28 protein-coding genes are annotated in these 25041 nt (G+C 48.5%); 19 read left to right on the top strand and 9 right to left on the bottom strand.

What is annotated here, in order from left to right; genetic code table 11:
- The first annotated feature begins 3 nt into the window (after window positions 1-3).
- The gene (locus KME12_12265) at window positions 4-615 is read left to right on the top strand and encodes a chorismate lyase (GenBank protein ID MBW4488554.1); all 612 of its coding nucleotides are present in this window, start codon (window positions 4-6) and stop codon (window positions 613-615) included.
- Window positions 616-824: 209 nt separating this feature from the next.
- Here the strand turns inward: KME12_12265 and KME12_12270 are convergent, their stop codons facing one another.
- The 4 genes from KME12_12270 to KME12_12285 form a co-directional block, all read right to left on the bottom strand.
- Entirely contained in the window at window positions 825-2360 is a 1536-nt protein-coding gene (locus KME12_12270) for an amidophosphoribosyltransferase (protein ID MBW4488555.1), read from the bottom strand.
- Window positions 2361-2544: 184 nt separating this feature from the next.
- A complete protein-coding gene (gene purL / locus KME12_12275) occupies window positions 2545-4899 on the bottom strand; it encodes a phosphoribosylformylglycinamidine synthase subunit PurL (GenBank protein ID MBW4488556.1) in 2355 nt (784 codons plus the stop codon).
- A gap of 76 nt (window positions 4900-4975) precedes the next feature.
- The gene (locus KME12_12280; GenBank protein ID MBW4488557.1) at window positions 4976-5626 is read right to left on the bottom strand and encodes a Uma2 family endonuclease; all 651 of its coding nucleotides are present in this window, start codon (window positions 5624-5626) and stop codon (window positions 4976-4978) included.
- A gap of 92 nt (window positions 5627-5718) precedes the next feature.
- Complete coding sequence (locus KME12_12285; protein ID MBW4488558.1) at window positions 5719-6603, bottom strand: alpha/beta hydrolase; 885 nt, start codon at window positions 6601-6603, stop codon at window positions 5719-5721.
- 6 nt (window positions 6604-6609) lie between these two features.
- Here KME12_12285 and KME12_12290 point away from each other — a divergent pair, with 6 nt between their 5' ends.
- From KME12_12290 to KME12_12310, 5 genes are all read left to right on the top strand, one after another.
- Window positions 6610-6801: a hypothetical protein gene (locus KME12_12290; protein MBW4488559.1), complete on the top strand. Its 192-nt coding sequence runs from the start codon at window positions 6610-6612 to the stop codon at window positions 6799-6801.
- A 286-nt stretch (window positions 6802-7087) separates the two neighbouring features.
- Window positions 7088-7237, top strand: a complete 150-nt coding sequence (locus tag KME12_12295) for a hypothetical protein (protein ID MBW4488560.1) — start codon at window positions 7088-7090, stop codon at window positions 7235-7237.
- 333 nt (window positions 7238-7570) lie between these two features.
- The gene (locus KME12_12300; GenBank protein ID MBW4488561.1) at window positions 7571-8584 is read left to right on the top strand and encodes an outer membrane protein transport protein; all 1014 of its coding nucleotides are present in this window, start codon (window positions 7571-7573) and stop codon (window positions 8582-8584) included.
- Window positions 8574-8864: an outer membrane protein transport protein gene (locus KME12_12305; GenBank protein MBW4488562.1), complete on the top strand. Its 291-nt coding sequence runs from the start codon at window positions 8574-8576 to the stop codon at window positions 8862-8864. Before KME12_12300 ends, KME12_12305 begins: the two co-directional genes overlap by 11 nt.
- Window positions 8865-8991: 127 nt before the next feature.
- Window positions 8992-9639 carry a class I SAM-dependent methyltransferase gene (locus KME12_12310; GenBank protein MBW4488563.1) on the top strand — a complete coding sequence of 216 codons (648 nt, stop codon included), beginning with the start codon at window positions 8992-8994 and terminating at the stop codon, window positions 9637-9639.
- A gap of 21 nt (window positions 9640-9660) precedes the next feature.
- On the opposite strand, the gene KME12_12315 is transcribed toward KME12_12310, so the two are convergent.
- The 3 genes from KME12_12315 to KME12_12325 all read right to left on the bottom strand — a co-directional run bounded on the left by KME12_12315 (window position 9661) and on the right by KME12_12325 (window position 12574).
- Window positions 9661-10539: a hypothetical protein gene (locus KME12_12315; GenBank protein MBW4488564.1), complete on the bottom strand. Its 879-nt coding sequence runs from the start codon at window positions 10537-10539 to the stop codon at window positions 9661-9663.
- A 325-nt stretch (window positions 10540-10864) separates the two neighbouring features.
- Window positions 10865-11614: a phosphoadenylyl-sulfate reductase gene (locus KME12_12320; GenBank protein ID MBW4488565.1), complete on the bottom strand. Its 750-nt coding sequence runs from the start codon at window positions 11612-11614 to the stop codon at window positions 10865-10867.
- Window positions 11615-11779: 165 nt separating this feature from the next.
- Window positions 11780-12574 carry a class I SAM-dependent methyltransferase gene (locus KME12_12325; protein MBW4488566.1) on the bottom strand — a complete coding sequence of 265 codons (795 nt, stop codon included), beginning with the start codon at window positions 12572-12574 and terminating at the stop codon, window positions 11780-11782.
- Between KME12_12325 and KME12_12330 the strand changes: the two genes are divergently transcribed.
- The 5 genes from KME12_12330 to KME12_12350 all read left to right on the top strand — a co-directional run bounded on the left by KME12_12330 (window position 12573) and on the right by KME12_12350 (window position 15405).
- On the top strand, window positions 12573-12884 hold the full coding sequence (locus KME12_12330; protein MBW4488567.1) for a hypothetical protein: 312 nt from the start codon (window positions 12573-12575) through the stop codon (window positions 12882-12884). The two genes, KME12_12325 and KME12_12330, sit on opposite strands and share 2 nt — an antisense overlap.
- A gap of 80 nt (window positions 12885-12964) precedes the next feature.
- The gene (locus tag KME12_12335) at window positions 12965-13783 is read left to right on the top strand and encodes an AIM24 family protein (protein ID MBW4488568.1); all 819 of its coding nucleotides are present in this window, start codon (window positions 12965-12967) and stop codon (window positions 13781-13783) included.
- Between the two features lie 168 nt (window positions 13784-13951).
- The gene (locus KME12_12340; protein MBW4488569.1) at window positions 13952-14206 is read left to right on the top strand and encodes a hypothetical protein; all 255 of its coding nucleotides are present in this window, start codon (window positions 13952-13954) and stop codon (window positions 14204-14206) included.
- The gene (locus KME12_12345) at window positions 14203-14373 is read left to right on the top strand and encodes a hypothetical protein (protein MBW4488570.1); all 171 of its coding nucleotides are present in this window, start codon (window positions 14203-14205) and stop codon (window positions 14371-14373) included. Before KME12_12340 ends, KME12_12345 begins: the two co-directional genes overlap by 4 nt.
- Window positions 14374-14598: 225 nt before the next feature.
- Window positions 14599-15405: a class I SAM-dependent methyltransferase gene (locus KME12_12350; GenBank protein MBW4488571.1), complete on the top strand. Its 807-nt coding sequence runs from the start codon at window positions 14599-14601 to the stop codon at window positions 15403-15405.
- Between the two features lie 397 nt (window positions 15406-15802).
- Here the strand turns inward: KME12_12350 and KME12_12355 are convergent, their stop codons facing one another.
- A complete protein-coding gene (locus tag KME12_12355; GenBank protein ID MBW4488572.1) occupies window positions 15803-16405 on the bottom strand; it encodes a hypothetical protein in 603 nt (200 codons plus the stop codon).
- 202 nt (window positions 16406-16607) lie between these two features.
- Window positions 16608-17093 (bottom strand): allophycocyanin, encoded by a 486-nt coding sequence (locus tag KME12_12360; GenBank protein MBW4488573.1) that lies wholly within the window; start codon window positions 17091-17093, stop codon window positions 16608-16610.
- A gap of 307 nt (window positions 17094-17400) precedes the next feature.
- Between KME12_12360 and KME12_12365 the strand changes: the two genes are divergently transcribed.
- The 8 genes from KME12_12365 to lpxD all read left to right on the top strand — a co-directional run bounded on the left by KME12_12365 (window position 17401) and on the right by lpxD (window position 25031).
- Complete coding sequence (locus tag KME12_12365) at window positions 17401-17832, top strand: DUF29 domain-containing protein (GenBank protein MBW4488574.1); 432 nt, start codon at window positions 17401-17403, stop codon at window positions 17830-17832.
- A 26-nt stretch (window positions 17833-17858) separates the two neighbouring features.
- Window positions 17859-18293 carry a DUF29 domain-containing protein gene (locus tag KME12_12370; protein MBW4488575.1) on the top strand — a complete coding sequence of 145 codons (435 nt, stop codon included), beginning with the start codon at window positions 17859-17861 and terminating at the stop codon, window positions 18291-18293.
- A 199-nt stretch (window positions 18294-18492) separates the two neighbouring features.
- Window positions 18493-20229, top strand: coding sequence for a pentapeptide repeat-containing protein (locus tag KME12_12375; GenBank protein MBW4488576.1), 1737 nt, complete (start codon window positions 18493-18495; stop codon window positions 20227-20229).
- Window positions 20230-20303: 74 nt separating this feature from the next.
- Window positions 20304-20948: a Uma2 family endonuclease gene (locus KME12_12380; GenBank protein MBW4488577.1), complete on the top strand. Its 645-nt coding sequence runs from the start codon at window positions 20304-20306 to the stop codon at window positions 20946-20948.
- 118 nt (window positions 20949-21066) lie between these two features.
- The gene (rlmD, locus tag KME12_12385; GenBank protein MBW4488578.1) at window positions 21067-22476 is read left to right on the top strand and encodes a 23S rRNA (uracil(1939)-C(5))-methyltransferase RlmD; all 1410 of its coding nucleotides are present in this window, start codon (window positions 21067-21069) and stop codon (window positions 22474-22476) included.
- Window positions 22477-22485: 9 nt separating this feature from the next.
- Entirely contained in the window at window positions 22486-22992 is a 507-nt protein-coding gene (locus KME12_12390) for an N-acetyltransferase (protein ID MBW4488579.1), read from the top strand.
- A gap of 376 nt (window positions 22993-23368) precedes the next feature.
- Window positions 23369-23803, top strand: a complete 435-nt coding sequence (locus KME12_12395) for a hypothetical protein (GenBank protein ID MBW4488580.1) — start codon at window positions 23369-23371, stop codon at window positions 23801-23803.
- A 178-nt stretch (window positions 23804-23981) separates the two neighbouring features.
- On the top strand, window positions 23982-25031 hold the full coding sequence (lpxD, locus tag KME12_12400; GenBank protein ID MBW4488581.1) for a UDP-3-O-(3-hydroxymyristoyl)glucosamine N-acyltransferase: 1050 nt from the start codon (window positions 23982-23984) through the stop codon (window positions 25029-25031).
- The last annotated feature ends 10 nt before the right edge of the window (window positions 25032-25041 follow it).

Genomic DNA, 25041 nt, shown 5'->3' on the forward strand with positions numbered 1-25041 from the left:
GCTTTGACTTCCACCTTTAAACCTAATAAGAGCATTACGGTACCAGCTCCCTGGTATGCCCTGACTCCACTTTGGCAAGATGAAGGGGTTAGTATTCAACAAGGACTGCCTCACGCTCAGTTAGCGCCTGCTTGGCAGATGCTTTTGTTGGGAGATGGCTCGCCGACGCGACATCTACAGCTGCTCACGGGTGAGCCGACTGAAGTAGACGTAATTGATATGTCTGCGATCGGCTTGGACGGAGATGGGGCACCAACTCAAATCCAATTGATTCCAGGCCCTCGTTTAAGGCGGCAGGTGTGGTTGCGCACTGCTTCTGGACAACGGCTTGCCTACGCCACGTCTTGGTGGGAAGCAAGTCATGTAGATGAATATTTGCAAAATCGATCGCTGCCGATTTGGGCGAGTCTCGCGCGTTTGCGGACTGAGCTATATCGGGATGTACAGGGGATTTATTACGGTCATTCGGCGGTGCTAGAGGCGGCGTTTGAGCAGACGGGACCGTTTTGGGGGCGGCACTATCTGTTCTGGCATCATGGGCAACCGCTGACGCTGATTTATGAGGTATTTTCGCCTTATTTGCAGCGGTATTTGGGTTCTATGAAGTTGGATTAACTCGGCTAAAACCAAGAGCTTGGGGGCACTCGCCCCCAAACCCCCACTGAGGGACGGTTGCGTCCCCCAGACCCCCTCCAAAAGTAGGTTGTTTCGTTGGTTGCTCTGCTCCCTTTTCCCAGAATTGGGAGGATGGGGATTACATATAGCAGGTTCCCCCAGGATTGGGGGCCAAGGGGGCTAGAGCGAGAGCAATAGACTGTTATGTGTTATGAAGCGGTGCCGACTTTCTCTTTTTCTAGGCGCAGTTTGGAGCGCTTGACGGGTTCGGGGATGGAGATGGGGTAGTCGCCTGTGAAGCAAGCGGAGCAGAAACTGTTGGGATCTTCGCGGGTGGCGGTGAGCATGCCTTCCCAGCTGAGATAAGCCAGGGAATCTACCTCAATCTGTTCAGCAATTTCTGCGACAGATTTGGTCGCTGCAATCAGTTGATCTTGATTGTCGGTGTCGATGCCGTAGAAGCAAGGATGGGTGACAGGTGGCGAGGAAATCCGCATGTGCACTTCGGTCGCTCCAGCATCTCGTAAAGCCTTGACAATCTTGCGACTGGTGGTGCCCCGGACGATCGAGTCATCTACGATGATCACGCGCTTGCCTTCTAGCACGTCTCGGAGGGGGTTGAGTTTCATCCGAATCCCAGCTTCTCGCATGCTCTGGGTCGGTTGAATGAAGGTGCGACCGACGTAGCGGTTTTTGATTAAGCCTTCGGCGTAGGGGATGCCAGAACCTTGGGAGAATCCGATCGCGGCAGGAATTCCAGAGTCGGGGACGGCAATGACAATATCCGCATCAATCGGGGATTCTTGTGCGAGTTGGCGACCAATCCGCATCCGATAGCTGTATAAGCTTTCGTGGCTCATGACGCTATCGGGACGGGCGAAGTAGATCATTTCAAAGATGCAGAGCTTTCGTTGAGGCTGTTGCGCCCACTGGAATGAAGCTAAACCTTCTTCAGAAATCCAAACCAGTTCTCCGGGTTCTACGTCTCGGAGGAATTCAGCACCAATAATGTCGAGGCCGCAGGTTTCGGAGGAGAGCACATAGCGCTCTGGCGTGTTGCCGTCGGGACTGGGAATCACTCCGATCACGAGGGGACGGATACCGTTGGGATCGCGTACGCCAATCATGCCGTTGGGGGTACCGATGACGAAACTGAAGGCTCCTTGGCAGCGGTGCAAGGCGCTAATAGTGCCTTCTAACCAATCTTTGCCGCTATTGATGGCTTCGGCGATCGCGAAAGCAGCTAATTCTGAGTCAGTGGTGGTGACGAGGTTAAAGTTGTTTTGTAACAGCTCTTGGCGCAGAGTCTCGGTGTTGACCAAGTTGCCGTTGTGAGCCAGGGCTAAGGAACCCAAGCGGGTTTCCACCACAGCAGGTTGAGCATTGACGACGCGGCTAGAACCTGTGGTGGAGTAGCGGGTGTGGCCGACTGCTATATGTCCAGGCATTGTACCCAGCATCGACTCGTTGAATACATGGGAAACCAGCCCCATGCCCTTATGCAGATGGACTTTGTCACCTTCAAAGGTGGCGATCCCAGCCGATTCTTGGCCCCGATGCTGTAAAGCATATAGACCAAAATAGGTTAGCTTCGCAACAGCTTGTTCGGGGGCATAAACGCCAAAAACTCCACAGGCTTCCTCTGGCTTGTCGGGTCGAGCGTCGCCGCTGCCTTCTCCCTGGCTATCGCTAGTCAGAGGCAAGGAATCGTCAGGGAACGCAAGATCAGAATGGGTGGGAATCATGCTGCGGATCAGCTCCTAGTAGGTTGAATCGGAGGGGTGGGATTGAGATTGAAACTTTAAACAGCCAGCAATTGACTTAACGTTTCTTTAATAATCCCACCAAAAACCTTAAACGGAACAACTCCCTGGCCTTAACTCAAGGAATTCGTATCTTGTGCTACAACTACGGTTGCCGCGCCACTATCTAGACTGCTAAACGACGCTCAATGGCATTGAGCCAGCGATCGCTCATATCTGCAATGCTAACGTCGATAACCGGAACAGAGGGTCTGGTGGAAATCCGTAAACCAGCGTTCGGATTACCCACCTGACCGAGATTTTGCCAGTGTTCTCCTAAGTGTTCTTGTAAATAGGTTTCCCAATTTGCGGCTTGGTCTGGAGCTACAGAGACCAGAATTCTAGCGCCACCTTCTCCGAATAGGAGCTGATCCCAGCGCAGGGAGGCAGGTTCGGAGGCAGAAATATCTAGGGTGATTTCGGCTCCTTTCTGGCCGCTGATGCAAGATTCGGCGAGGGCGATCGCGATACCCCCTTCGGCACAGTCATGAGCGGAGCGTACCCAACCTTGGCGAATGCCTTCGCGACATACGGCTTGGACTTGACGTTCTAGGTTGAAATCAACTACAGGTGGTTTGCCTGCCACGGTGTTGTGGATGGCGGCGAGATATTCTGATGCGCCGAGAGTAATGGCTTCTGAATCAGGGTTATCCAGGCGGAGTCCTAATAAATAGATGCGATCGCCTGCGGCTTGCCAACCTTGCCCACAAATCCGGTTGAGATCTGGAACTAAGCCCACCATCCCGACGACAGGGGTAGGATAAATCGGTTGGGGTTTGCCTTCGGAGTCTAGAGTTTCATTGTAGAGCGAGACGTTGCCGCCTGTGACGGGGGTTTTGAACTCAGCGCAGGCTTCGGCCAGACCTCGGCAAGCTTCCGCTAGCTGCCAGTAACCGATGGGTTTTTCGGGGCTACCAAAGTTGAGGTTGTCAGTCACAGCAAGGGGTTCGGCTCCCACGCAGCTGAGGTTACGGGCGGCTTCGGCGACAGCGGCTTTGGCACCTTCGTAGGGATGTAAGTACACGTAACGGGGGTTGCAATCTACAGTAGCGGCGACTCCAGTGTTGGCTTGAGCGGGAGAACTGTTGATGGGACGCACCCGCACTACTGCTGCATCTGCGCCGCCGGGCATGAGGACGGTGTTGTTTTGTACTTGGTGGTCGTACTGGCGATACACCCAACGCTTCGAGGCGATCGTGGGAGTTTCTAGCAGTTGGAACAGCACCTCATTCCAGGTTTTGTTGTTGCCTGCTAGTTCAATGCCAGCGGCAGAGCAAGGCGGCAAGCGATCGCTCGTCCATTCCCAAGCTTTGCGGGCGTACTCTGGTGGCTCGGCCATCAGTTCCCGGTGATAGATGGGGGTGTTGTCGGCCAGAGCAGTGGCAGGAATCTCCGCAGCAACTTCTCCTTGGAAGAGAATCCGCACAATCGGCTCTTGAATCACGGTGCCTGCGACCACCGCGTGCAATCCCCAACGCTCAAAGATATCAATTAATTCTTGCTCACGGCCTTTGTGGGCCACAAACAGCATCCGCTCCTGCGACTCAGAGAGCAGATACTCGTAGGGCACCATGCCAGTCTCGCGCACCGGAATCAGATCCAAGTTCAGCTCAATCCCTACACCACCCTTAGCCGCCATCTCGGAGGTGGAGCAGGTAATCCCTGCCGCGCCCATATCCTGAGCCGCGACCACCGCCCCAGTTTTGAAGGCTTCGAGGCAAGCTTCAATCAAGGATTTCTCTAAGAACGGATCACCCACTTGCACCGCTGGGCGATCGTCCATTGACTCGTCGCTGAGTTCGGCACTGGCAAAGCTGGCTCCACCCATGCCATCGCGCCCTGTGGTGGAACCAACATACAACACAGGGTTGCCAATGCCGTTAGCTCCTGATTTAACGATGTCTGAGGTTTCCATTAACCCCAAGGCCATCGCGTTGACCAAAGGATTGCCAGAATAGGCAGGGTCAAAGTAAACCTCACCGCCTACAGTGGGTACACCGACACAATTGCCGTAGTGGGAAATGCCTGATACCACGCCGTTAAACAAGCGCCGAGTTTTAGCATCATCGAGGGAGCCGAAGCGTAAGGAGTTGAGAATTGCGATCGGACGAGCCCCCATTGTAAAGATGTCGCGCAGAATCCCGCCGACCCCAGTTGCGGCCCCTTGGAACGGCTCCACGGCTGACGGGTGGTTGTGAGATTCGATCTTGAAGGCCAACTGGAGGCCATCGCCCAAATCCACGACTCCAGCGTTTTCTCCAGGGCCCACCAAGATGCGATCGCCTTCCGTGGGAAATTGCTTGAGCAGAGGCCGAGAGTTTTTGTAACAGCAGTGCTCGGACCACATCACCCCGAACATGCCCAGCTCGGCTTTGTTAGGATGCCGACCCAAGCGATCGACAATTTCTTCGTATTCTTCTGGTTTGATACCTTCTGAAGCAATTTCTTCCGGAGAAAACGGAGCCGAGGAAATGGCGGACATAGAAGCCTTGCGCGAATCTGGACAGGTTTCAATTTTATCGATATTTTTCGCGTTTCCCGTGTCCAAATTGCCGGTCTTAAATTCTTTCTTGCACCCAAGCCCGCAACAATTGCAAGGACTGAACCAAGCCTAGAGAATCACTTTGCTCGATAAACTCCAACACTCTCGCCGCAGGTAAAAAATTAAAAGCTAGGCTGGTTTCACTGACGAAATACTGTTGATTTTGCAATTGATAAATTGTGAGTTGCTGCTCTGGTACTGGGTCACTGTTGCTGGTGTAGCACCAAACTTCAGGAATGCCTAAAGCCGCATAAATAGGTAGTTTGTCGAGTGTGCTACTGGTAAAGGTAATATCTAAAACCAAATCGGGAACAGGATCATGGGACAAGTCCAGATTAGTTTTGCCTAGCATCTGAGGCGCATGAGAAATATAGAAACAAGCATTCGGTTCGATCGCGCATTGCACTTCAGGTTGCTGCAACAAAGCTGAACTAAATCCCACGAGTTTTAGATAAGTCTCATCGGCTAGAACCAACAGCAATGATTCAATCAGTTTGCGGTAGCGCTCATGTTCCTCGTGCGGGTTCATCATTTCCATGCGTCCCCGATGGTAAGCAAAGCGAGTGGTACGGTCTGCGCCTAGCTCCGCTAATATATTCTCAAATTTTTGCCAGCTAATTTTGTCTAATACAACCCGTTGCTCAGACGTTACTGAACTGCTGCTCATGTCAAGACCTCGATCTGTCTTCTCAATTGAATGGTAGTGGACTCCCTCTCATAGTCCAGCGAGAAGTTCATTACATTTAAAGGCGATCGCTCTTACTGACTAAATCTCAAAATCTCTTCAGCAGTGATGACTGGCTTTTCTAGATGAGGCACATGACCGCAATCACGTATCCAAACTAGTTCGCTGTTCGCGATCGCCCCTCTAAATTTCTCCGCATCAGCCGTTCCTAGCATGCCATCACGATCGCCCCAGAGAATCAGTGTCGGTTGATGGATTTGGGAAATTTGCTGGGCCGACAAATTGTAGCCACCGCTTTTAGTGAAACTGGCGATCGCTTCCGCCCATCCTGGCATTTCTAAATGCACCCCTGCACAACGGATCGCCTCTAAATCTGCGGCAGTGAAACCGCCAAAGGTAGTGCCGAAACTCAGCGGTAGGAGTTTACGTTGTCGCCAAAACTCGACTGCAAACAGATCGAAAGGAGAAAATAAAAACTGACCCAGCGGAAAAGAGCCGCTAAAGCCCACACTATCGATCAGCACCAACTTCTCAACGCATTGGGGATAGGCCAGAGTAAAGTCGATCGCCGCTGCTCCACCTAAAGAAGCCCCAACTAAAATTACAGGCCGCTGAATCAGAGTCTGCCAAAAACTGTAGAGGTGAGTTCTAATCGTGCTGGGATTAAGCGGGATATTTACCACTCGCTCGGTAAAGCCTGAACCCAATAGATCAACTGCCCATGTCTCTTGCTGGCAAGCTAAGTAGGGCATGAGCGATCGAAACTCTAATACTGAGCTATCAAAGCCGTGCAGCAACAGAATAGGAGTCTTCTCAGTACCTTGCTGAACATAAGCAGTTGCAATAGGCGAAACAGTTAAAGGCGTAGGAATTGCTTGTTGTTGGATTTGCTGAGCTAAGGCGATCGCGGTGGGGTCTTGCAACAATCGCACAGTAGAGGGCAGAAAGCGGGGAAACATAACGTCGTGCAAACCATTCATTCTGTGGTGGGCTGTGGAGAGCAGCAGTATCAAGATGGGTGGCGATCAGGCTCATGGGATGGCTTCAGTCCTGACTTTGTAGACCCTGCACCGTGGTATTTCCGCACCCTTGAGTCTTGGACTCGGCTGTTTGTAGACAGTGGCTTGAGGTTGGTAGAGTTGCGAGAACCGCTATAGTGCTACGCATCAAGTTTAGGGCAAAGGGGGTGTGGGGGCTTCGCCCCCAGCCAGGGGTGAAACCCCTGCACCCCGTCTTAACCTTTATCAGTACTGCTATACACCCAGACGCAGGCAAGCCAGCTTCCATCATTTTCATGGGTACACGATAGGAACGCAATTATAGGGACGCGATCGCCTCTGTAATCAAAGTTCAAATTTTCCTACAACTTTAGGTATATATCTTCAGGAACGAATGCCCCACTCTCGCTATGCTTAAAGTATTAACCTTACAGAGTCTTTGAGCATGTCAGCTATCCCCGATTGCATCAGCACCCTGGAGTTGTCTAAGCTTTGGATTTATAAGGCTTTGAAAGAAATAGAAGCCGAAAGAGAGCAGGAGCAATCAGAACAGCTAGAGCCAGAGCAATCAGAGCAATCAGACAAAGAAGGTTAATTCCCGTTAAGAGGATTCATAGAGTTAGCGGCAAGTAGTTAATCCATTAGTCCTCAGTAGGCTGTTGTAACTTCTTGAGCCGTTTTCCTTCCTGCTATGAGATTTCATCCATATCCATTTGAGTTGCACACTCGTCAGTTTTGTCCAGAAAGTCTTGCACCTCTTGGTTAATCTCCGCAGCTTGTTGTTCAACATTTTTCTCGCTCATGCGGGTTCCTTTAGGCTTGGTTCATACAAACAATGAAACGCACAACCAAGGTGCGTAACTCATAGATAAAGAACTTGTTTTGCTAAAACCTCAGCTTTAGGGGGCAAATCAAGCTACAAGCCATTGTGACCCTACGGATTGATGGCAACGGTCGTCGAGTCTGTTGCTCGGTTTTAGCTTCGGGATTCGCCTTAACCGAACAAAGCGTTCCTAATCTAGGCAATGCAGGAGCAAGTGGAACTGTAGGAGCTGAAGATGCTAGTGTGCTTTTCTTCAACCCCGCTGGGTTAACTCGTCTGCCAGGTAACTCTGTCGTCGGGGCGGGGTATGCAGTTTTTCCGACGGTGCGATTTCAAAACCAAGGCTCAAACTCAGTGCTTGGGACGCCATTGCTCGGTGGAGAAGGCGGCGATGCAGGGGTGAATAAGTTTTTGCCTAACTTGTATACGTCTTGGAGCTTGAGCGATCGCCTGAAGCTAGGACTGGGCATTGCACCACCCTTTGGTTTAGCGACAGAATACAACGAAGATTGGGTGGGCCGATATCAAGCGTTGCGATCGGAACTGATTACGCTCAACTTCAGCCCCACGATCGCTGCCAAGGTCACAGATCAGGTTTCGATTGGGGCAAGTGTCAATGTGCAGTATGCCTCCGCTGAGCTGTCCAACGCGATCGACTTTGGCTTGATTGGGCGATCGGCTGGGCTCAACACGGTACCGCAGCAACTCGATGGTCGCGTGGAGATCTCTGGGGATGACATCAGCGTGGGTTACACGATCGGAGCGATGTATGAACCCTCAGCCCAGACGCGAGTGGGCCTAGCTTATCGTTCTGCTGTGACTCATGACCTAGAAGGAGATGCTGATTTTGAGGTACCAACTGCGGCTCAAGCCCTAACCGCACGGGGACAGTTCACGGATACAAAGGCGGCGGCTGAGGTGAAGTTGCCAGATTCTCTATCACTGGGGGTTTACCACGAACTTAGCCCTCAATGGGCGGTCATGAGTGATGTGACTTGGACAAATTGGAGCCGCTATGAAGGGCTGCAAATTGAATTTGCTAATCCAGTTCAACCTGCTTCGGTTCAACCCGCAGAGTGGAAGGATACGGTGCGCGTAGGGTTTGGGGGTGAACTATAAACCAAATGAGGATCTCACTTTACGGGCAGGTGTGGCTTACGACCCCAGCCCCGTGCCTGAGGATCAAGTGACCGCTCGTATTCCCGATGCCGATCGCACCTGGGTTGCAGCAGGAGTGAGCTACCAAGCCTCAGATTCTGTACGGCTGGATCTTAGCTATGCTCATCTGTTCTTTGGCGATCGCGAGATTAACCAAACAGTGCCAGGTGCGGGCACACTCAGAGGTGGTATTGAAAGTGATGTAGATGTGATCTCAGCTCAAGTGAATTGGAGTTTCTAGCAATGTCAGCTACCACTAACAATGTGAATTTATTTCTCTGTTAGTAGTAAACAAAAGAGTTGGCGATTATCTTGGCTAAAGATTTAGCCCAACAGTCAAACAGAGAGTTCTACTCGGTAGGAACTGTATGCAAACAGACCAGGTAATCGAAACCTACAACCAAAGCGCGGCTGATTATGATGCGATTATGCAGCGCTACTGGCATGTCGATCGCGAACCGCTCATTGCTTCCTTGCAGTTGAGTCCAGGCCAGAAAGTACTCGATGCCGCAGTTGGCACCGGGCTCAATCTCTCAGCTTATCCAGCGGGAATCCAGGTGGTTGGTGTAGATTTGTCCGAGCAGATGATAGAGCAAGCTCGGCAAAAGTCGGTCAAGGCGGACATCACCTTGAAAGTGATGAACCTGCAAGACCTGGAATTTCCTGAAGATAACTTTGATGCGGTTGCCTCTGGATTTACTCTTTGCGTTGTCGCCGATCCAGTCCGAGCATTGCAGGAGATTCTACGAGTCACGAAGCCTGGGGCTCTGATTGCGATTGTGGATTACTGCAAGTCACGCGATCCAGAAGTACAGAAATGGCAGGAGTTAATTGCTGATACCAGTTCTCAAGTGGGTTTCCCAACAGGCAAGGTTAAGTGGAACGCCTTGATGGACTACGACCAATTGATTTACCACAGCAATCTAGCGATCGAGGTTTTGGCAGACGATCGCATTGAAAGCCCAAACCCTTTTTCTTGTGGCTGTCAGTTGCTCCTGAGAAATGCCAAGGGCTAGAAAAATCTCACGCTTAGGAGATCAAAGATAATAAAAATCAATATCGGACAAAGCAGAAAATTGTAAAGTCATACGTCGATAAGAATAATTGGAAATCTGAAAAATCTTATTGACTCCCCGGTTAAAGACAGAACGCTCAGGATATTTGATCGATTTGTATTGTTCAAAATAATCAGCTACATCTCTCAAATCCACTTGCCCCTTTTGGATTCTCCACTGGGTTACATGATGTTTGAAAAACGATAAACCATCCATTGGACAAGAGTTGACTCTGAACCCTGCTTTCGCAGCGGCTAAACCTATGGCGGCACCTTCACTACCGCAAATTCCTCGAAGTTCAAAATATTTTTCAAGTTTCTCCCACCACAGCAAGAATTCTTGCTCTTTACCAGAATCCTTCGTGACTGAGAAAAGCCATTCTTTGACGAAGTAAATATCTTCGTTGAGAAAATCTAAACTAATTTTTCTTGAGGCTCGTACGACAGTATCAAACTCTTTGATAATTCCTTGATTCGCCTTTCCAGAAAAAATTTTTGAGTAATGATTCGGCATTTTGAAACAAGATTTTGCTTGTATTCCTGGAGCGTCAATCCAATCAAGATGGTCTGGAATCGGCTGAAGAATTCTCACGTCTGAATCTAAAAATATGCACGAATCAAAAAATTCTAATGCCTTTGCGATCGCCCATCGCTTGTCGTGGTAGGCTCCCACGCTTTTTTGAGTATGAAAACAGGAAATAACGTTGCTATGGGATTCAAATTTTTTGGGATTATCTGTCAGGATGACTATAGGAATTTTAGGCGCATTTTGATTTAAATCCTGGATAAGCAGTGAGACAAATTTATGATATTTTTCGCCTAATGCTAGAGTGCAAAAACAAAAAGTGCTTTCATTTTTCATTAAAACAACTCCTTTGTTGGTTATTGCCAATAAAAGATAAACAGAAAATAGCTCAAAAATAGGTATTTTAATTAGGATTATCTAAGAGATCAATTTGGGTTTTACACCCTGATTCTTTAGAGTACTAACGAATCTTCGATCCTCATTCTGTTGTTTGAAATGTGCTTCTAAATGGTAGCAACCAGCTCATAGGGTGCCTCTTTATTGAATGAGTGGCAAATATAGAGGGGATAGTTCTTTGCCCTGACAATAGAGGCACCCTATACCAATGAATACTGCTCTAAGCTGGTTGCTCCGGATGCGTTAGTTTTTCACTAGAGAGCGATCAACCTTGGGTGGGGTTGACGGCATGTAGTCCGCACTCTTTCTTCGTTGCATCTTCCCACCACCAACGGCCTTCCCGCTCATGCTGGTTAGGTAGAACGGCGCGAGTGCAAGGCTCACAACCGATGCTGATAAAGCCGCGCTCATGCAGAGGATTGTAGGGGATCTCAAAGGCCCGGATGTACATCCAGACCTCTGCCGATGACCAGTTTGCCAAGGGGTTGAATTTAATCAACTGGCGCTCTGGGCTGGAGAAAGCGGTATCCACTTGAATCACGGGCACAGTGGCGCGAGTGGAGGGGTTTTGGTCTTTACGCTGTCCGGTGATCCAGGCATCCAAGGTACCCAGTTTCCGACGCAGAGGCTCAACCTTGCGAATACCACAGCATTCTTTGTGACCATCTTCATAGAAGCTGAAGAGACCTTTTTCTGTGACTAAAGCTTCTACTTTGGCAGTGTCGGGATACATCATCTCAATGGTGATGCCGTAATGCTTTCTGACGCGATCGATAAACTGGTAGGTTTCAGAGTGCAGACGACCTGTATCCAGGCTAAAAACTTTGATGTCTTTCTTGATTCTGTGCGCCATGTCGATCAGGACAACATCTTCTGCGCCACTAAAAGAAATGGCAATGTTGTCGTATAAGCTCAAGGCGCGTTCAAGAATTTTTTGTGGGCTTTGAGTCGAAAGCTCTGTGTCGAGGCTAGGAATATTTAGTTCAGTCGGGGTCTGCTCGGTCAACTGCGCCATGATGTGTTCTTCCTGAAAGGGTGTTTACTCCCCAAAAAAGGATCGTCTGATTGCATCAACCTATTCTATCAAGCCGTAGTCACTACCATGAGTTACGCCTTACCACTAGTACCTTTGGCCTAGTTCTTTGAGGTGAGTTGGGCGATCGCTTTCATGCCCCTGCTATTATGCCGTTGGTTTTCTAGCGCTGGTCAATTGGCTAATCCATCCCACAGATTGGGTAGCGATCGCCTCAAACTGAACTGCATACAGCCAATCATCCACACTTTCTGCCGCATAAACTTTGGAGTAAGGTTCTTGAAAGAGGGTGATCAGCCAGTTAGCGCGACGCAGCTTGGGTTGATCACCGTCGAGAAACAGCAGTTGTCCGCCTGGTTGCAGCAAACGCCAGCATTCTTGCAGAACCAGTTGCGAAACCTGGGGTGGCATTTCATGGAATAGAAAGGCAGCGGTGATTAAGTCAAAAGTGTTTGTCGCCAAACCCGTCTCTTCTGCCAAGCCATGCTGCCAGGTAATGTCTAACTTTGCCTGTTTCGCTTTAGAGTCTGCCATCACCAGCATGTAGGGAGATAGATCTAACCCAATTACCTCTGCTTGGGGAAATGCTTGTTTGAGCATTACCGTGGTTGAGCCTGTACCGCAGCCTAAATCTAGAATTATGGTAGGTTGACCTGCGATCGCCTGGATCAATTGCTGTCGAATCCAAACTTCGCTAGGTGGAGAGGCAAAGGCGGTAACGGCATCGTAAGTAATAGCGGCGATCGCGTTGAGATAACCATCTGTAATGCCATGAAAGTCTTGGCTGCTGTAGTAGTGAGGATAGGTGAGGTGGGCTTGCCGAAAGCGATCGCTCTCCTGTTGCCAATCAACACTCTCAAACCATTGCAGTTTCTCGGCTCCGATAAAGGTGCTAAGAATCGGTTTTAATAAAAACTGCCCCAAACTCTGAGCGAATTGCATGACTTTACAGGATGCCAAGAAATATCTTTTTGCCTGGATCAAGGTTATCTCGACCGTTCTGATTACGGGGGCGATCGCTCTAGAATTTTGGAATCTCTATGCAAGCTTGACTCATCTCTCTATCCCTAGCAGTCTAACCCCGGTGTTTTGGGTAGAGCGCTTTGCCGTTACCGCACATCTGATCGAGGGAGCGATCGCGGCTGTCCTTGCACCTTCTAGAAACAAATTGCCGCTGCAATACGGCACCTATACTTTTTTTGTTGGCACGGTGGGCTTGCTAGAACTCTTTGCCAAAGTAGACCCGGAGTGACACGTTTGTTCATAGTTAAATGCCTCTCCAAAACTGCGTGTTAAGCTGCCAGCAGTAGCTCTTTAGGGGTTTGAAAGGTTATGAACACTCCCGAAAACCATCTCCCTTTTCAGGTAACGGAGAGCGTGACTCGTGGTGGTACTGTCTTTGAACTCCTGGAGTATAAACCCCTTGCTGGCAGTGATTCTCTGGCGATCGCGGAACAAGTTTATTCGCTGAATCGAGCGGGAGTGCATCTCCGTCAACTCCGGGTGCGTCTCCAGAATGATGCGGTGCGAACCGAGCCAGGGGTGTTGCAGTTTCTCAAGGGCAACATTGAGATGGAAAGCTCCACTGGAGCAGGATCGGGTGTGGGTGGGTTTATGAAAGGAGCGATCGCCGCCGCCCGCACCGGAGAAACCATCTTTAAGCCGCTGTATCGAGGAACGGGCGAACTTTACTTAGAGCCGAGTTTTGGACACTACTGGCTGATGCAGTTGAAGGGCCAAACTCTGTTTGCCGACCAAGGTTTATTCTGTTGCTGCGAAGATGCGGTCAAAGTCGATGCCCACAAGGTTGAGAGCTTTTCGGCGCGGGTAGCGGGTGGCGAAGGACGCTACCAAACCAAGGTCAGCGGTACAGGAGTTGTGGTTTTTCGGATTCCGGTGCCTCGCAGCGAAATCTTAGAGATGACCTTGAATAACGAAACGCTCCAGGTAGACGGTTCCTTTGCGCTGCTCCGCACTGCTGAGGTGCATTTCAGTGTGGAGAAAGCTTCTACTTCTTTTTTGGGTGCTATCACCAGTGGTGAAGGTCTCCTCCAAACTTTTCGAGGCACTGGCAAGGTGTGGATTGCCCCAACCCAACCGCTCTACGCCAGAATGGGCAGCTTATTATCTACCTCCACTCCGATTACTTGACGGGTAAAGTAGGGCGATCGCTTGTGTTGATGATGTTAGCCCTCTATTCTCTTGGGCCAACGGTACTTACAGGCTTACTTTTGGCATCTTCACTTTAGTCTGTCTGATATAAGTGATCTGGAAGTAGAAATCCTGCCATAATTCAAAATATGGCTTAGAGGTTGTCTCATGGAGCAGCGTTCTTTTGAAGGAACCTGGGAAGAAATTCTTCGTTACGCACCCGAACTGGTTGGGCAGCGTGTCAGGTTGACAGTGCTATCCAATGAGAGTTCAAAACCCCAGAACGGCACTACCCTGGATCAAGTCTTGAAAGGTAGGGTAGGTCGAGTTCAATTTCAGCCTGCAAATCTTTCCACACGCACCAAAGAAGCATTCACGGAACTTTTGGTTGAGAAGTACAGGCTACCAGGATCGGAGCAGTGACTCTTTGCGATGCGTCTCCCTTGATTGCTTTGATCAACCAGAGTGACATCAATCATACTCGTTGCGTTAATGCTTTATCCGCTCTTGCCGCACCTTTGGTTACAACGTGGTCATGTTTCACGGAAGCCATGTACTTGCTAGGTCGCTACGGCGGTTGGTCGGCATAGCGAGAATTATGGAGTTACGTTGCTGATCAGATCCTTGTGTTTCACTTCAACGACGCAGACGAGCAAGCAAGGATGCAAATGCTGATTGTGCCATGAGTACTGGCTGACAGTGGATGAGGGCTAGCACTTCGTTACTGTCTCCAAATTCAACACAAATCCCGATATTCTAGTGAAGGCTTTTTTACCTTAAATGCCGCGATCGCACGGTATTGCAAATTAGACAAGATGGACGGCATTAATCAGAAGACCTACGCAGCCTTTAGTGTGGTGCAACATTATGCCCAGTTAAAGCTGCTACAACCTGCTGAAGAGGCGATTCTGGAGCTGTTCCGCGATCGCTGGTCGAATATGAAAATGCTAGATATTGGCGTGGGTGGCGGGCGCACCACTCAGCACTTTGCTCCACGAGTCGCAGACTATGTCGGCATTGATTATTCGGCTGAAATGGTCGCCGCTTGCCAAAAACGATTTGCAACTACTTCTCCAGCGCCCAGAGTTGAAGTGGGTGATGCCAGAGATCTGAGCCGATTTCCAGACAACTCCTTCGACTTCATTCTGTTTAGTTTCAATGGGATTGACTTTGTTTCCCATAGCGATCGCTTAAAGGTTTTCCAAGAGATTCGTAGAGTGGGGAAACCTGGAGGATATTTCTTTTTCTCCAGCCATAATCTTCAGGGACTAGAGCGAGAATTTGATTTCAGAAAACACCTGAGTCTTAACCCGATTACGACCTATGTCAATCTGGTCATGTTCGGCATCCTGCGCTTCATCAATCGTTCGTTTACGCTTGCTCAGCTAAAGATTACTACCCATGCAATTGTGAGGGATGAGTCCCATAATTTTCGATTAAAGACCTATTACATTAGACCCGAAGCACAGCTTAAGCAACTAGAAACCAACTTTAGCGACGTTAAAGTTTATTCCTGGAAAACTGGCTTAAAACTAACCACTGTAGAGGAGTTGCATACTAACTCTGATATGTGGCTTTATTATCTATGCGTGCTCAATTCAACAAATAAATGTAGCAATTAACACATTAATAATAAATACTAACTACGGTCCTCAGGTAAACCAAATTTGGTCAAGCCAAAGCAATCAGTCCTACCTCTACAAGTACAAATAGGTGTAGCTAAGGTAATTGGAGCAAGCATTCCAGAAGATTTAGGACTGCGTTTGCGCCCAATCCCGACCTAAAAGCAGAAAGTTTTGAATTCAACTCAGTAAAAAAATTGTCAAGCCTACTTGAGGGCAATTAATCTGTGAGGAAGATCACAAGTTTAGATGATCGCGATCGCGCTTGATTGAACCAACAACACCCATACTTATGAGTGACTCAACTCTAGCCGAGTCATCAACAGGGAACACACGACTGGCCGACAGAATCCATTGGAAGCTGTCGGTTTTTTGTTGCTTTAGGGCTGATGCAGAGTCAGCGAATGGCACCCATCGTGTTTTTCCACGACAGCTCCTTACACAGGATTTGCAGCGCCCGTTGATCTGGTCCTGGAAAGAAATCGCTTTTGATTAAAGCTTCTAAAACTTGATGAGTCAGTTGCGAAGCGAAGGCACCTCCTGCTCGCAACAGATGGCTGTAGTAGCAAAATTGGGGACGGCCATCTTGTCTGAGGTGAAAGCAGTGAATTTCACTCTCAGTCATTTTATAGACAGGAGTATTGACCGGAACCACAATGCTAGGGATACCATGCTGTCCATAAAGCCCGTCGTCTTGCCGCTCCATCGTGCCGATCAAGACAGTGCCTAGGAGAACGCGCGTTTCATTGATTAGATCAGGGGTAAAAATAGGGTCGGGTTCGCTCGAAAGCCGTGGCCCTGAGTTAAGGAAGTTGGGGTTAAAGAGTTGCGAGTTATAGATTAGCCCTACAGCCCAGTGCCGTTTCTCAGTTTCGAGTTTGACAAAGCAACCAAAGCCATAATCTTCAGGCCTCGGTGGTGCTTGGACGCCCATTTCGTCGTTGAGCTGCACCACATAGTCGCAATGGGAATTGGATTTGACCACTTTGCCGAGTTGCATCTAGACTCTCCCCTTCTGCGAGACCGTTATGAAAATGAAAATTTCCCCACAATCCGTGGAAATCTCTGACTTCATGAGCCAGAAACCTTCACCAACTGCGGGGAAGCAATTTGCCAACTGAGAATCAAACTAAGCGCGTACTAAAATTCACAAAAAACGTCAGATTCACAACTGTGCTGATATTGAAAACTGAGTTCAATGCTCAGGACATGGCTTGAATCAGATAGTCGAAGTAAGGAGTCGCTTCTACAGCGTCTTCTTCACTGAGCAGCGCGAGAGCTGCCCGCTTTAAGCACCGGATGGATTCCACCATGCCAGGAACGGGAACACCTAGGGAGTTGTACATTTCCCGGACGCCGATCAAGCCAATTTTTTCGATGGGTTCTTTGTCGCCGTTTAGCACACCATAGGTGATGAGGCGCAGGTACCACCCAAAGTCACGCAGGCACAACGCCCGCTGGCGATCGCCGTAAGCATTACCACCTGGAGAGATAAAGTCGGGGCGCTTCTGCCACAGTTGCTTGCTGGCTTCTTGCACAATTTTTTTCTCATTCTCAGCTAGAGCGGTAGCAATCCGCATCCGCTGGGCGCCAGTCTTTAGAAATTCGCTGATGTCTCTGAGTTCACCAGAACTGGGGTAGCGGAGTTCGTCGTCTGCTTGGAGAATGACTTGGCTAACTACACTCATAATTATTGCGGTACTTAGGTATCACTTCGTAGTTTAGCGACTATTGGGGACGCAAATAAAGCAAGGAGTCTCCCAATGTTCAGGATGCCTCTGCCATTGAAGAGCCTAACTTGTAGCTTTATGAGAAAGTAAAAAGTTTTGTAAAATTTAACCCTTCGCTATACCTAAAAGTGGCTCAGCGCCAAGTCAGTTATATCTGTAATCAGACTGGTAGAGGGGCGATCGCTACACTGAATAAATATGCCACCTGTAGTACGAGCGTTGGTGTAGGAGTAACAAACGAGTGTTAGAGGCCAACCCAAAAAATATGAACAGTCTCTACGAAGCCGACTTCTATGCTTGGACTCAGGAGCAAGCCAAACTGCTCAGGGCGAAACAGTGGGATCTGGTTGATGTGGCGAATGTGATTGAGGAAATTGAAACGTTGGGCAGGCAGGAGCGACGCGAACTCAGAAACCGTTTAACAGTGTTACTAGGACATCTATTGAAATGGCAGTTCCAGCCTGAAAAGCGAAGCAATAGTTGGCTAGCCACCATTCGAGAACAGCGTCGCGAAGTCGAAACCCTACTTGAAGAAAATCCCAGCCTCAAGTCTTATCTAGATGAAGCTGTGCAGTTAGCCTACCAATCAGGGGTAGATCTAGCAGTTCGAGAAACCAATTTCCCCTACGAAACCTTTCCAGAAGCTTGTCCTTATGCTCTAGAGCAAGTCTTAAATTCTAAATTTTTTCCTATATGAAAGAGATCACAACCCTAAATCAATCTATGAAAGCCCTCTATGATGCCGATTTCTACGCCTGGACACAAGAGCAAGCCAAATTGCTAAGAGCGCAGCAGTGGAATTTGGTTGATGTAGCGAATTTGATTGAGGAGATCGAGTCTTTGGGGAGGCAAGAACGGCGAGAGCTGGTTAATCGTCTAGCTGTTCTGCTAGGACATCTACTGAAGTGGCAGTACCAGCCCGAACTTCAAGGAAGTAGCTGGCAGGCTACGATTCGAGAACAACGCCGCAAGATTAAGAGGTTAATTGAGCAAAATCCCAGTCTGTCTTCCTATCTAGAAGAAGCTCTGCAAGAAGGTTTTGAAGATGGCTTAGACTTGGCAGTTCGAGAAACTAATTTACCCTACGAAACCTTTCCTGAAGACTGTCCTTATCCATTGGAGCAGGCTCTAAACGATAAGTTTTTGCCGAATGAGTAATGCCTATAGTACTCACAAGGAATTGCGATCGCTATCCTGAAGTTGCAAGGGCCGATAATATGGGCTTCGGTCTACTGAGTAAAGTATGAGCGAGACTCAAGCAATTGTATTGACTAAACTGGGGGAAGGATTACCTGCTATTACCCCGCCGTAGCGTTGTGGTCGAGTTTAGTCAGCCGCGATCGGTGATGGTACAAAAATGAGCCAAATCCAAGCGTTACACCAAGAAGCAATGGACTTAGCTGAGAGTGCCTTGACTGCAAAGCTGAGGGGTGATCTGGCGCAATCGAATCAACTGCTACGACAAGCGTTTGAAAAAGAGGCTCAAGCAGCTGCACTGATTGCAAATGATCTAAATGCTGAACCAACTCGTTCGGTTTTACATCGTAGTGCGGCTGCTCTCGCGATCGATTGTGGAGAATTCCAAGTTGCAGAGCGTTTAATCATGACTGCTCTAACAGGAGAACCGCCTCAAGCAATTGCTGAAGAACTTAAAAACTTATTTTTTCAGATTAATCAGCCTCAGCATTTTCAATCAAAAGAAAATCCCTGGAGTGAGAAGGAGAAGTATTTATCTCTGCTAAGGCAAGGTGTAGAAGTTTGGAATAGGTGGAGAGAAGAAAATCCTAATGTGAATCCCGATCTTGGTGGCGTGAGCTTTAGTGGAATTAATCTTGATGGTTTTGATTTCCACAATACAATTCTTTGGAATTCTAATTTTAGTGGTTCCTCACTTAGGGAAGCCATACTTACTAGAGCTTTTCTTCAAAGAGCTTACCTTTTTGGGGTTGATTTAACTAGAGCTGATCTGCGTGGGGCTTTTCTCAGCGAAGCTATATTGGGACCAGCCAATTTATATGAAGCGGATTTGAGTGGTGCTGATCTCTTACAAGCCAATTTAAGTGACGCTTGTCTCTATGGAGCTAGATTACATACAGCTAATCTCACTAAGGCAGATCTCACTAAGGCTAATTTTACAAAGGCTGATCTAAGCGAATCAATTTTGCTATTGGCTAGGGCAGTCTATACAAATTTTGAGAGAGCAATACTTACTGGTGTTTGTATTCAAGATTGGTCAATTAACGAAAGTACAAACTTAAGTAGTGTGCTCTGCGACTATGTTTACCGTAGGCTTGGTGTAGCAGATCAGTTAGAAGAACGCTATCCAAGCAGTGAAAACTTTGCTCCAGGAGAGTTTACTAAACGGTTTCAAGTTGCTCAAAATGTTATTGAACTAGCTTTCCGTGATGGTGTACCCTGGAAAGCTTTTGCCTATGCTTTTAATGAATCAAATATACAAGTGCTTGATGAATATGGTGGTGAGCTTTTCTTACAAGAGTACAAAGTTTTAGGAGATGGATTAGTAACTCTCAAAGTGGGTTATCCACCAAATGCAGACGGAGTTGAAATCAGAACTTTTCTTGAGCAAAGAACTTACGAACTTGAGCTTAAAGTAGCGACTCTTGAAGGGGAAGTAAAAGCTAAAGATTTTGCATTCGAAAAGCTCGTGCGAGTTTTAGAAGCACCAAAAGTTCAAGTCGGTCACATTACTACACTCAACTTTCAGATAGGAGAAACTAACTTGATGAGCGGCGATCGCAATATTTACACTGGCGGTGGAAGCTACTACGAATCTATTAATACTGGAGGTGGTGATTACATTCAAGGCGACTACGTCAACATGAGCCAGGACTTAACTCAGGTAGAGGCTCAAATTCAAGACCTTGTGGAGCAACGGCAAAAATCAGGAGTTACTGTCGATGTAGCTAAACAGCAAGTAGCTGATGATCTTGCGACACAAGCAAAAAGTAATCCGACTATTAGAGAAAAACTAACAAAGTGGGTACAAGAGGCTGCTGGAAAAGCAGTTGTAGCTGAGGTGGTCAAAGAAGTTTTAAAGGGAGCTGCGGCATCGGTGGGAATACATTTGCCCTAAAGAATTGATATGAGTTTTCCCAGGGTGGTTAGATAGCGATCGCGACCAATTACAAATTGTTGTGAGCCAAGCTGATGATTAGCATGCAGACAACATTACCAACAGATGTTTGGGTGTCAGCTACTTGGGAGGAGTATGAGCAGGCGATCGCGAGTCCTGTTTATACCAATGCCAAGGGCTACTATCACAATGGACAAATGAGGATAGAAATGGCACCTGTAGGGCCAAATCATGCAGGTTGCAGTGGCGTTGCCGCACTTTTAGTTAACTTGTTTGGGATTGCCAAAGGCGTACCGATGCGATCGCTCTCTAACTGTTCCTACCGGAAGAGAGACGTGCGAGAGTGTCAGCCTGATTTGTCTTACTACGTTGGCGATCGCGTCTCACTATCGCCGCAAGGAAGCTCAGTAGTGGATTTGGACAGCACACCCGCTCCAGACTTAGCGATCGAGATTGCTGATACATCTTTGGCGGATGATTTAGGGGTTAAACGGCTGCTATACGAAGACGTAGGGGTAGCGGAATATTGGGTAGTGGATGTTCAGCAAGCGCACATCACGGCTTTTAGAATTCTGCCTGATCAGGGAAGCCAACGGATTGCTCAATCTCAAGTATTGCCAGGACTTGCGATCGCCCTCCTAGACGAAGCCCTACAGCGGAGTCGTCAGATGGATAATAGCCAGGTGGGAGCTTGGTTTCTGGCGGAAGTGCAAAAATAGTCGCGATCGCGATCCTGCATTTTTACAATTCAAGTGGGTTGCACGCAACGGGGTTTCTACAAGTCAAAATAGAAAGGTTACTGCGATCGCAGTGATTTGATTCATTAAGGAAAGTATTGTGTCTACTCCCCGAACCACGCCTGCAAACCAGTCCACTGATCCTACGACCGAACAATGGCGGCAAGGGGAGTTGGTAGAAATTGAAATTCATGACCTGACCGATGGTGGGGAAGGCGTGGGTCGCTTTAGTCAGCGAGTGGTATTTGTACCCGATACCGTTCCTGGCGATCGCGTGTCGGTGCGGTTGGTGCAAGTGAAGCCGCAATATGCTCAGGGCAAGTTGATGCAGATCGTCGAAGCATCCCCCAATCGGATTCGGCCTCGCTGCATTGTGGCGGATAAATGTGGCGGTTGCCAGTGGCAGCATATTGACTATGCCTATCAGCTCAAAGCCAAGCGCAACCAGGTAATTCAAGCCTTAGAGCGGATTGGTGGGTTTAGTGAGCCACCTGTAGAGCCGATTTTAGGCGCAGAAGCAGATTTGGCCTACCGCAACAAAGCGACCTATCCCTTGGGGCGATCGCAGTCGGGTCAATTGCAGGCAGGCTACTACCAAAAAGGTAGCCATCATCTGGTGAACTTGAATCAATGCCCAATCCAAGATGCTCGCTTGAATCCTTTGCTAGCGGAGGTCAAGCAAGATATTTATCAGCGGGGTTGGGGCGTTTATGACGAAAAGCAACATCGGGGCAAGGTTCGCCACTTAGGATTCCGGATTGGTCGGCGCACCGGAGAAATTCTGCTGGTTTTGGTGGCAAAAGATGCCAACTTGTCGGGCTTAGAAGATCAAGCGCAGGAATGGTTGAATCGCTACCCTGAGCTAGTCGGTGTCTCTCTCAATATCAACCCACACAAAACTAATGCAATTTTTGGCGATGAAACTCGCTGTATTGCGGGCCAGTCTTATTTGAATGAAAAGTTTGGTGGCTTGCAGTTCCAAATTCATGCCACTACTTTCTTTCAGGTCTATACCGAGCAGGCAGAAGCGCTGTTGCGGAAAATCATGAGCCAATTAAATCTGCAAGGCCATGAGACGCTGATCGATGCTTACTGTGGGGTGGGAACGTTCACATTGCCCTTGGCGAAACGGGTGAAGCAGGCGATCGGGCTAGAACTGCAACCGGAAGCGATCGCGCAAGCCCAACTAAACGCAGAGCTAAACGGCATTAAGAATGTGACGTTTCAGGCAGGAGCAGTAGAGCAGGTGTTACGCACACTAGCTGTGCAACCAGATATTGTGCTGCTCGATCCACCCCGCAAAGGTTGCGATCGCGCTGTGTTGGAGACGTTGCTGCAAATCCAGCCTCAGCGGATTGTGTATGTTAGCTGCAAACCCGCGACTCAAGCGCGTGACCTGAAGATTCTCTGTCAGGAAGGCAACTATCGGTTGGTCAAAGCTCAACCCGTCGATTTCTTTCCGCAAACTGCTCATGTGGAATGTGTAGCCTTTCTAGAACGGCAAGTTTAATGGCTACCGATGCAAATCCGAGTTGAAACCCCCGCCGATTATCCGGCGATCGCTGATCTCTTATTTGCAGCATTTAAGCAGGGAGATGAAGCCCATCTAGTAGAACAGATCCGATTGTCCGATCGCTATATCCCTGAGCTAACTTTAGTGGCAGAAAAGGCAGGCGTAGTTGTCGGACATATCCTTTTTAGCTACATCGACTTGGTGGGCGAAGAAACGCTGCCTGTTCTAGGTTTGGCTCCTTTGGCGGTACATCCTCAATATCAACGCCAGGGAATGGGCAGTGCTCTCGTTCAAATAGGTTTGGCAAAAGCAGAAGAGCGAGGAGATGTAATAGTCATTATTTTAGGACATCCTCCGTTCTATAACCGCTTTGGCTTTGAGCCATCTGTGAACTATGGCATTGAGTCTCCTTTTCCAGTTCCAGCGGGATTTTTTATGGTGAAGCTCTTGCAACCGGAACTACAGGGATATCAAAGCAAAGTCATTTATCCATCTGCGTTCCAATCTGTGTGAAGGCTACTACGGCCATCGCCAGGAGGGGTTAGCTAAATCTGGCTCAATGCAGTTAAACGCTGGTGCAGCGATATGATTGCTTCATGAATTTTTTATGGAATTTCGGGAAGCGATAGAATTTCTTAATGAACTCTTTATAAAATTCCGGGAACAGTTCCGCCCTCCAACTCTAGTGTGATCCTTACCAGTAGGGAAATGTAACCCTTTTGACAGGGGCAACCAGAGCAACAGATTTGTACTTTGGAGATATCAGCAATTCATTCCGACAAGACGCTCTGCAAAAGAGTTTAGCAATATAGCTCAACTCTGTTTGTATTCTTCATAACGGATAGCTGTTTATATTCGAAGTTCAGGCCGAAAACCTTAGGAGGTTCACATGCAGAACAAACAAGTACGATTGGCTTCTATGTTGGGTGCTGGCATTCTCATGCTCGGCATTCCAGCGGTTACTCTAATGCAAGAGCCTGCAAGCGCTCAGATTGTCAAACAAGCAACTGCTGGTAATCTCATTGCAGCTCTGAACAATATTGCAGTTGAAATTACCAATTTAAAAGCGTTGAACAACCTGACCGTTGAACATGTGCGGGTTGTGAATGTTGAAGATGTGCTTAACGGCAACAATGTTAATGCGCTTAATAATGCATTAAACCGCAATAACGTAGAGATCCTGAATCTACAGAACGTCTTGAACGACAACGAGATTATCAAGAACGTATTGAACAACAACAACGTCGCCCTCACCGATGTGGTGGCGATTGATGTGCTGAGTGGTGGAGATGTCGTTGTCTTTTCTCAGAAACAATCAAAATAAGATCAGGTTGCTTTAAATCAAATCGCGAATAACCTAGGTTAAACACCTAAAGCCCCTTCTAGACTGCAGCTAGAGGGGTTTTAGGTGTTTTGGTCTGTATGAGTCTTGTTGCAAAAGTTGCCGATCGCCTCAATTACGGCTTACCATGCGTTACGCCACCTCTTGTTGCCTGTTTGCGATGAAGTTTAGTCAAATTATTCAACCCCTCAGTACTGTTGCGACTGGTAGTAGCTTGACCAGTCACCCTAGCTGCGACCCAGATCTACAAGGTGTTGCAGCGATCGATGAAGCGGTCTCAGGGCAGCTTAGTTACATTGAGGGCGACAAGTTTGCGGCGGAAGTGGGCAAAACAGCGGCGAGTGCTTTAATTTTGCCCCCCAACGAAACTTTGCAAGCGCAGGCGACAGAAAGAGGCATTGCCTGGATTGCCACCTCCCAGCCACGATTGGTATTTGCTCAAGCGATCGCCCTATTCTACAAACCCTTCCGTCCCACTCCTGATATTCACCCAACCGCAGTGATTCACCCCACGGCACAAGTGGGTCAGAGAGTATATATCGGGCCGCATGTGGTCATTCAGGCAAACGCGAAGATTGGGGATGAGGTTTGCATTCATCCCAATGTGGTGGTTTACCCAGAGGTGCAGATTGGCGATCGCACCACCCTCCATGCCAATTGTGTAATTCATGAGCGCACCCGCATTGGCAATGATTGTGTGATTCACTCTGGAGCGGCGATCGGTTCTGAAGGTTTTGGCTTTGTCCCGACCCAAGCAGGTTGGTACAAGATGGAGCAGTCGGGTTATACGGTGCTGGAGGATGGGGTGGAAATTGGCTGCAACTCTACCGTCGATCGCCCTGCGGTGGGGGAAACTCGGATTGGCCGCAACACCAAACTCGACAATATGGTGCATATCGCTCATGGTTGCCAGATCGGGGAAGCTTGTGCAATGGCGGCTCAGGTGGGGATGGCAGGCGGAGTCAAAATTGGCAATCGGGTGATTTTGGCGGGACAAGTAGGGGTCGCTAACCAAGCAATAGTTGGAGATGGGGCGATCGCGACGGCACAAACAGGAATTCACGGCGATGTGGCACCAGGGGCGATCGTGTCGGGTAGCCCAGCCGTAGATAACAAAATCTATTTGAAAGCTTCAGCCATTTACAAACGGTTACCAGAAATGTATCAAGCTTTCAGGCAACTGCAACGGCGTTTGGGCAAGACAGAGTAATCGCTCGGCA

Source organism: Trichocoleus desertorum ATA4-8-CV12 (assembly GCA_019358975.1).
Lineage (GTDB): Bacteria > Cyanobacteriota > Cyanobacteriia > FACHB-46 > FACHB-46 > Trichocoleus > Trichocoleus desertorum_A.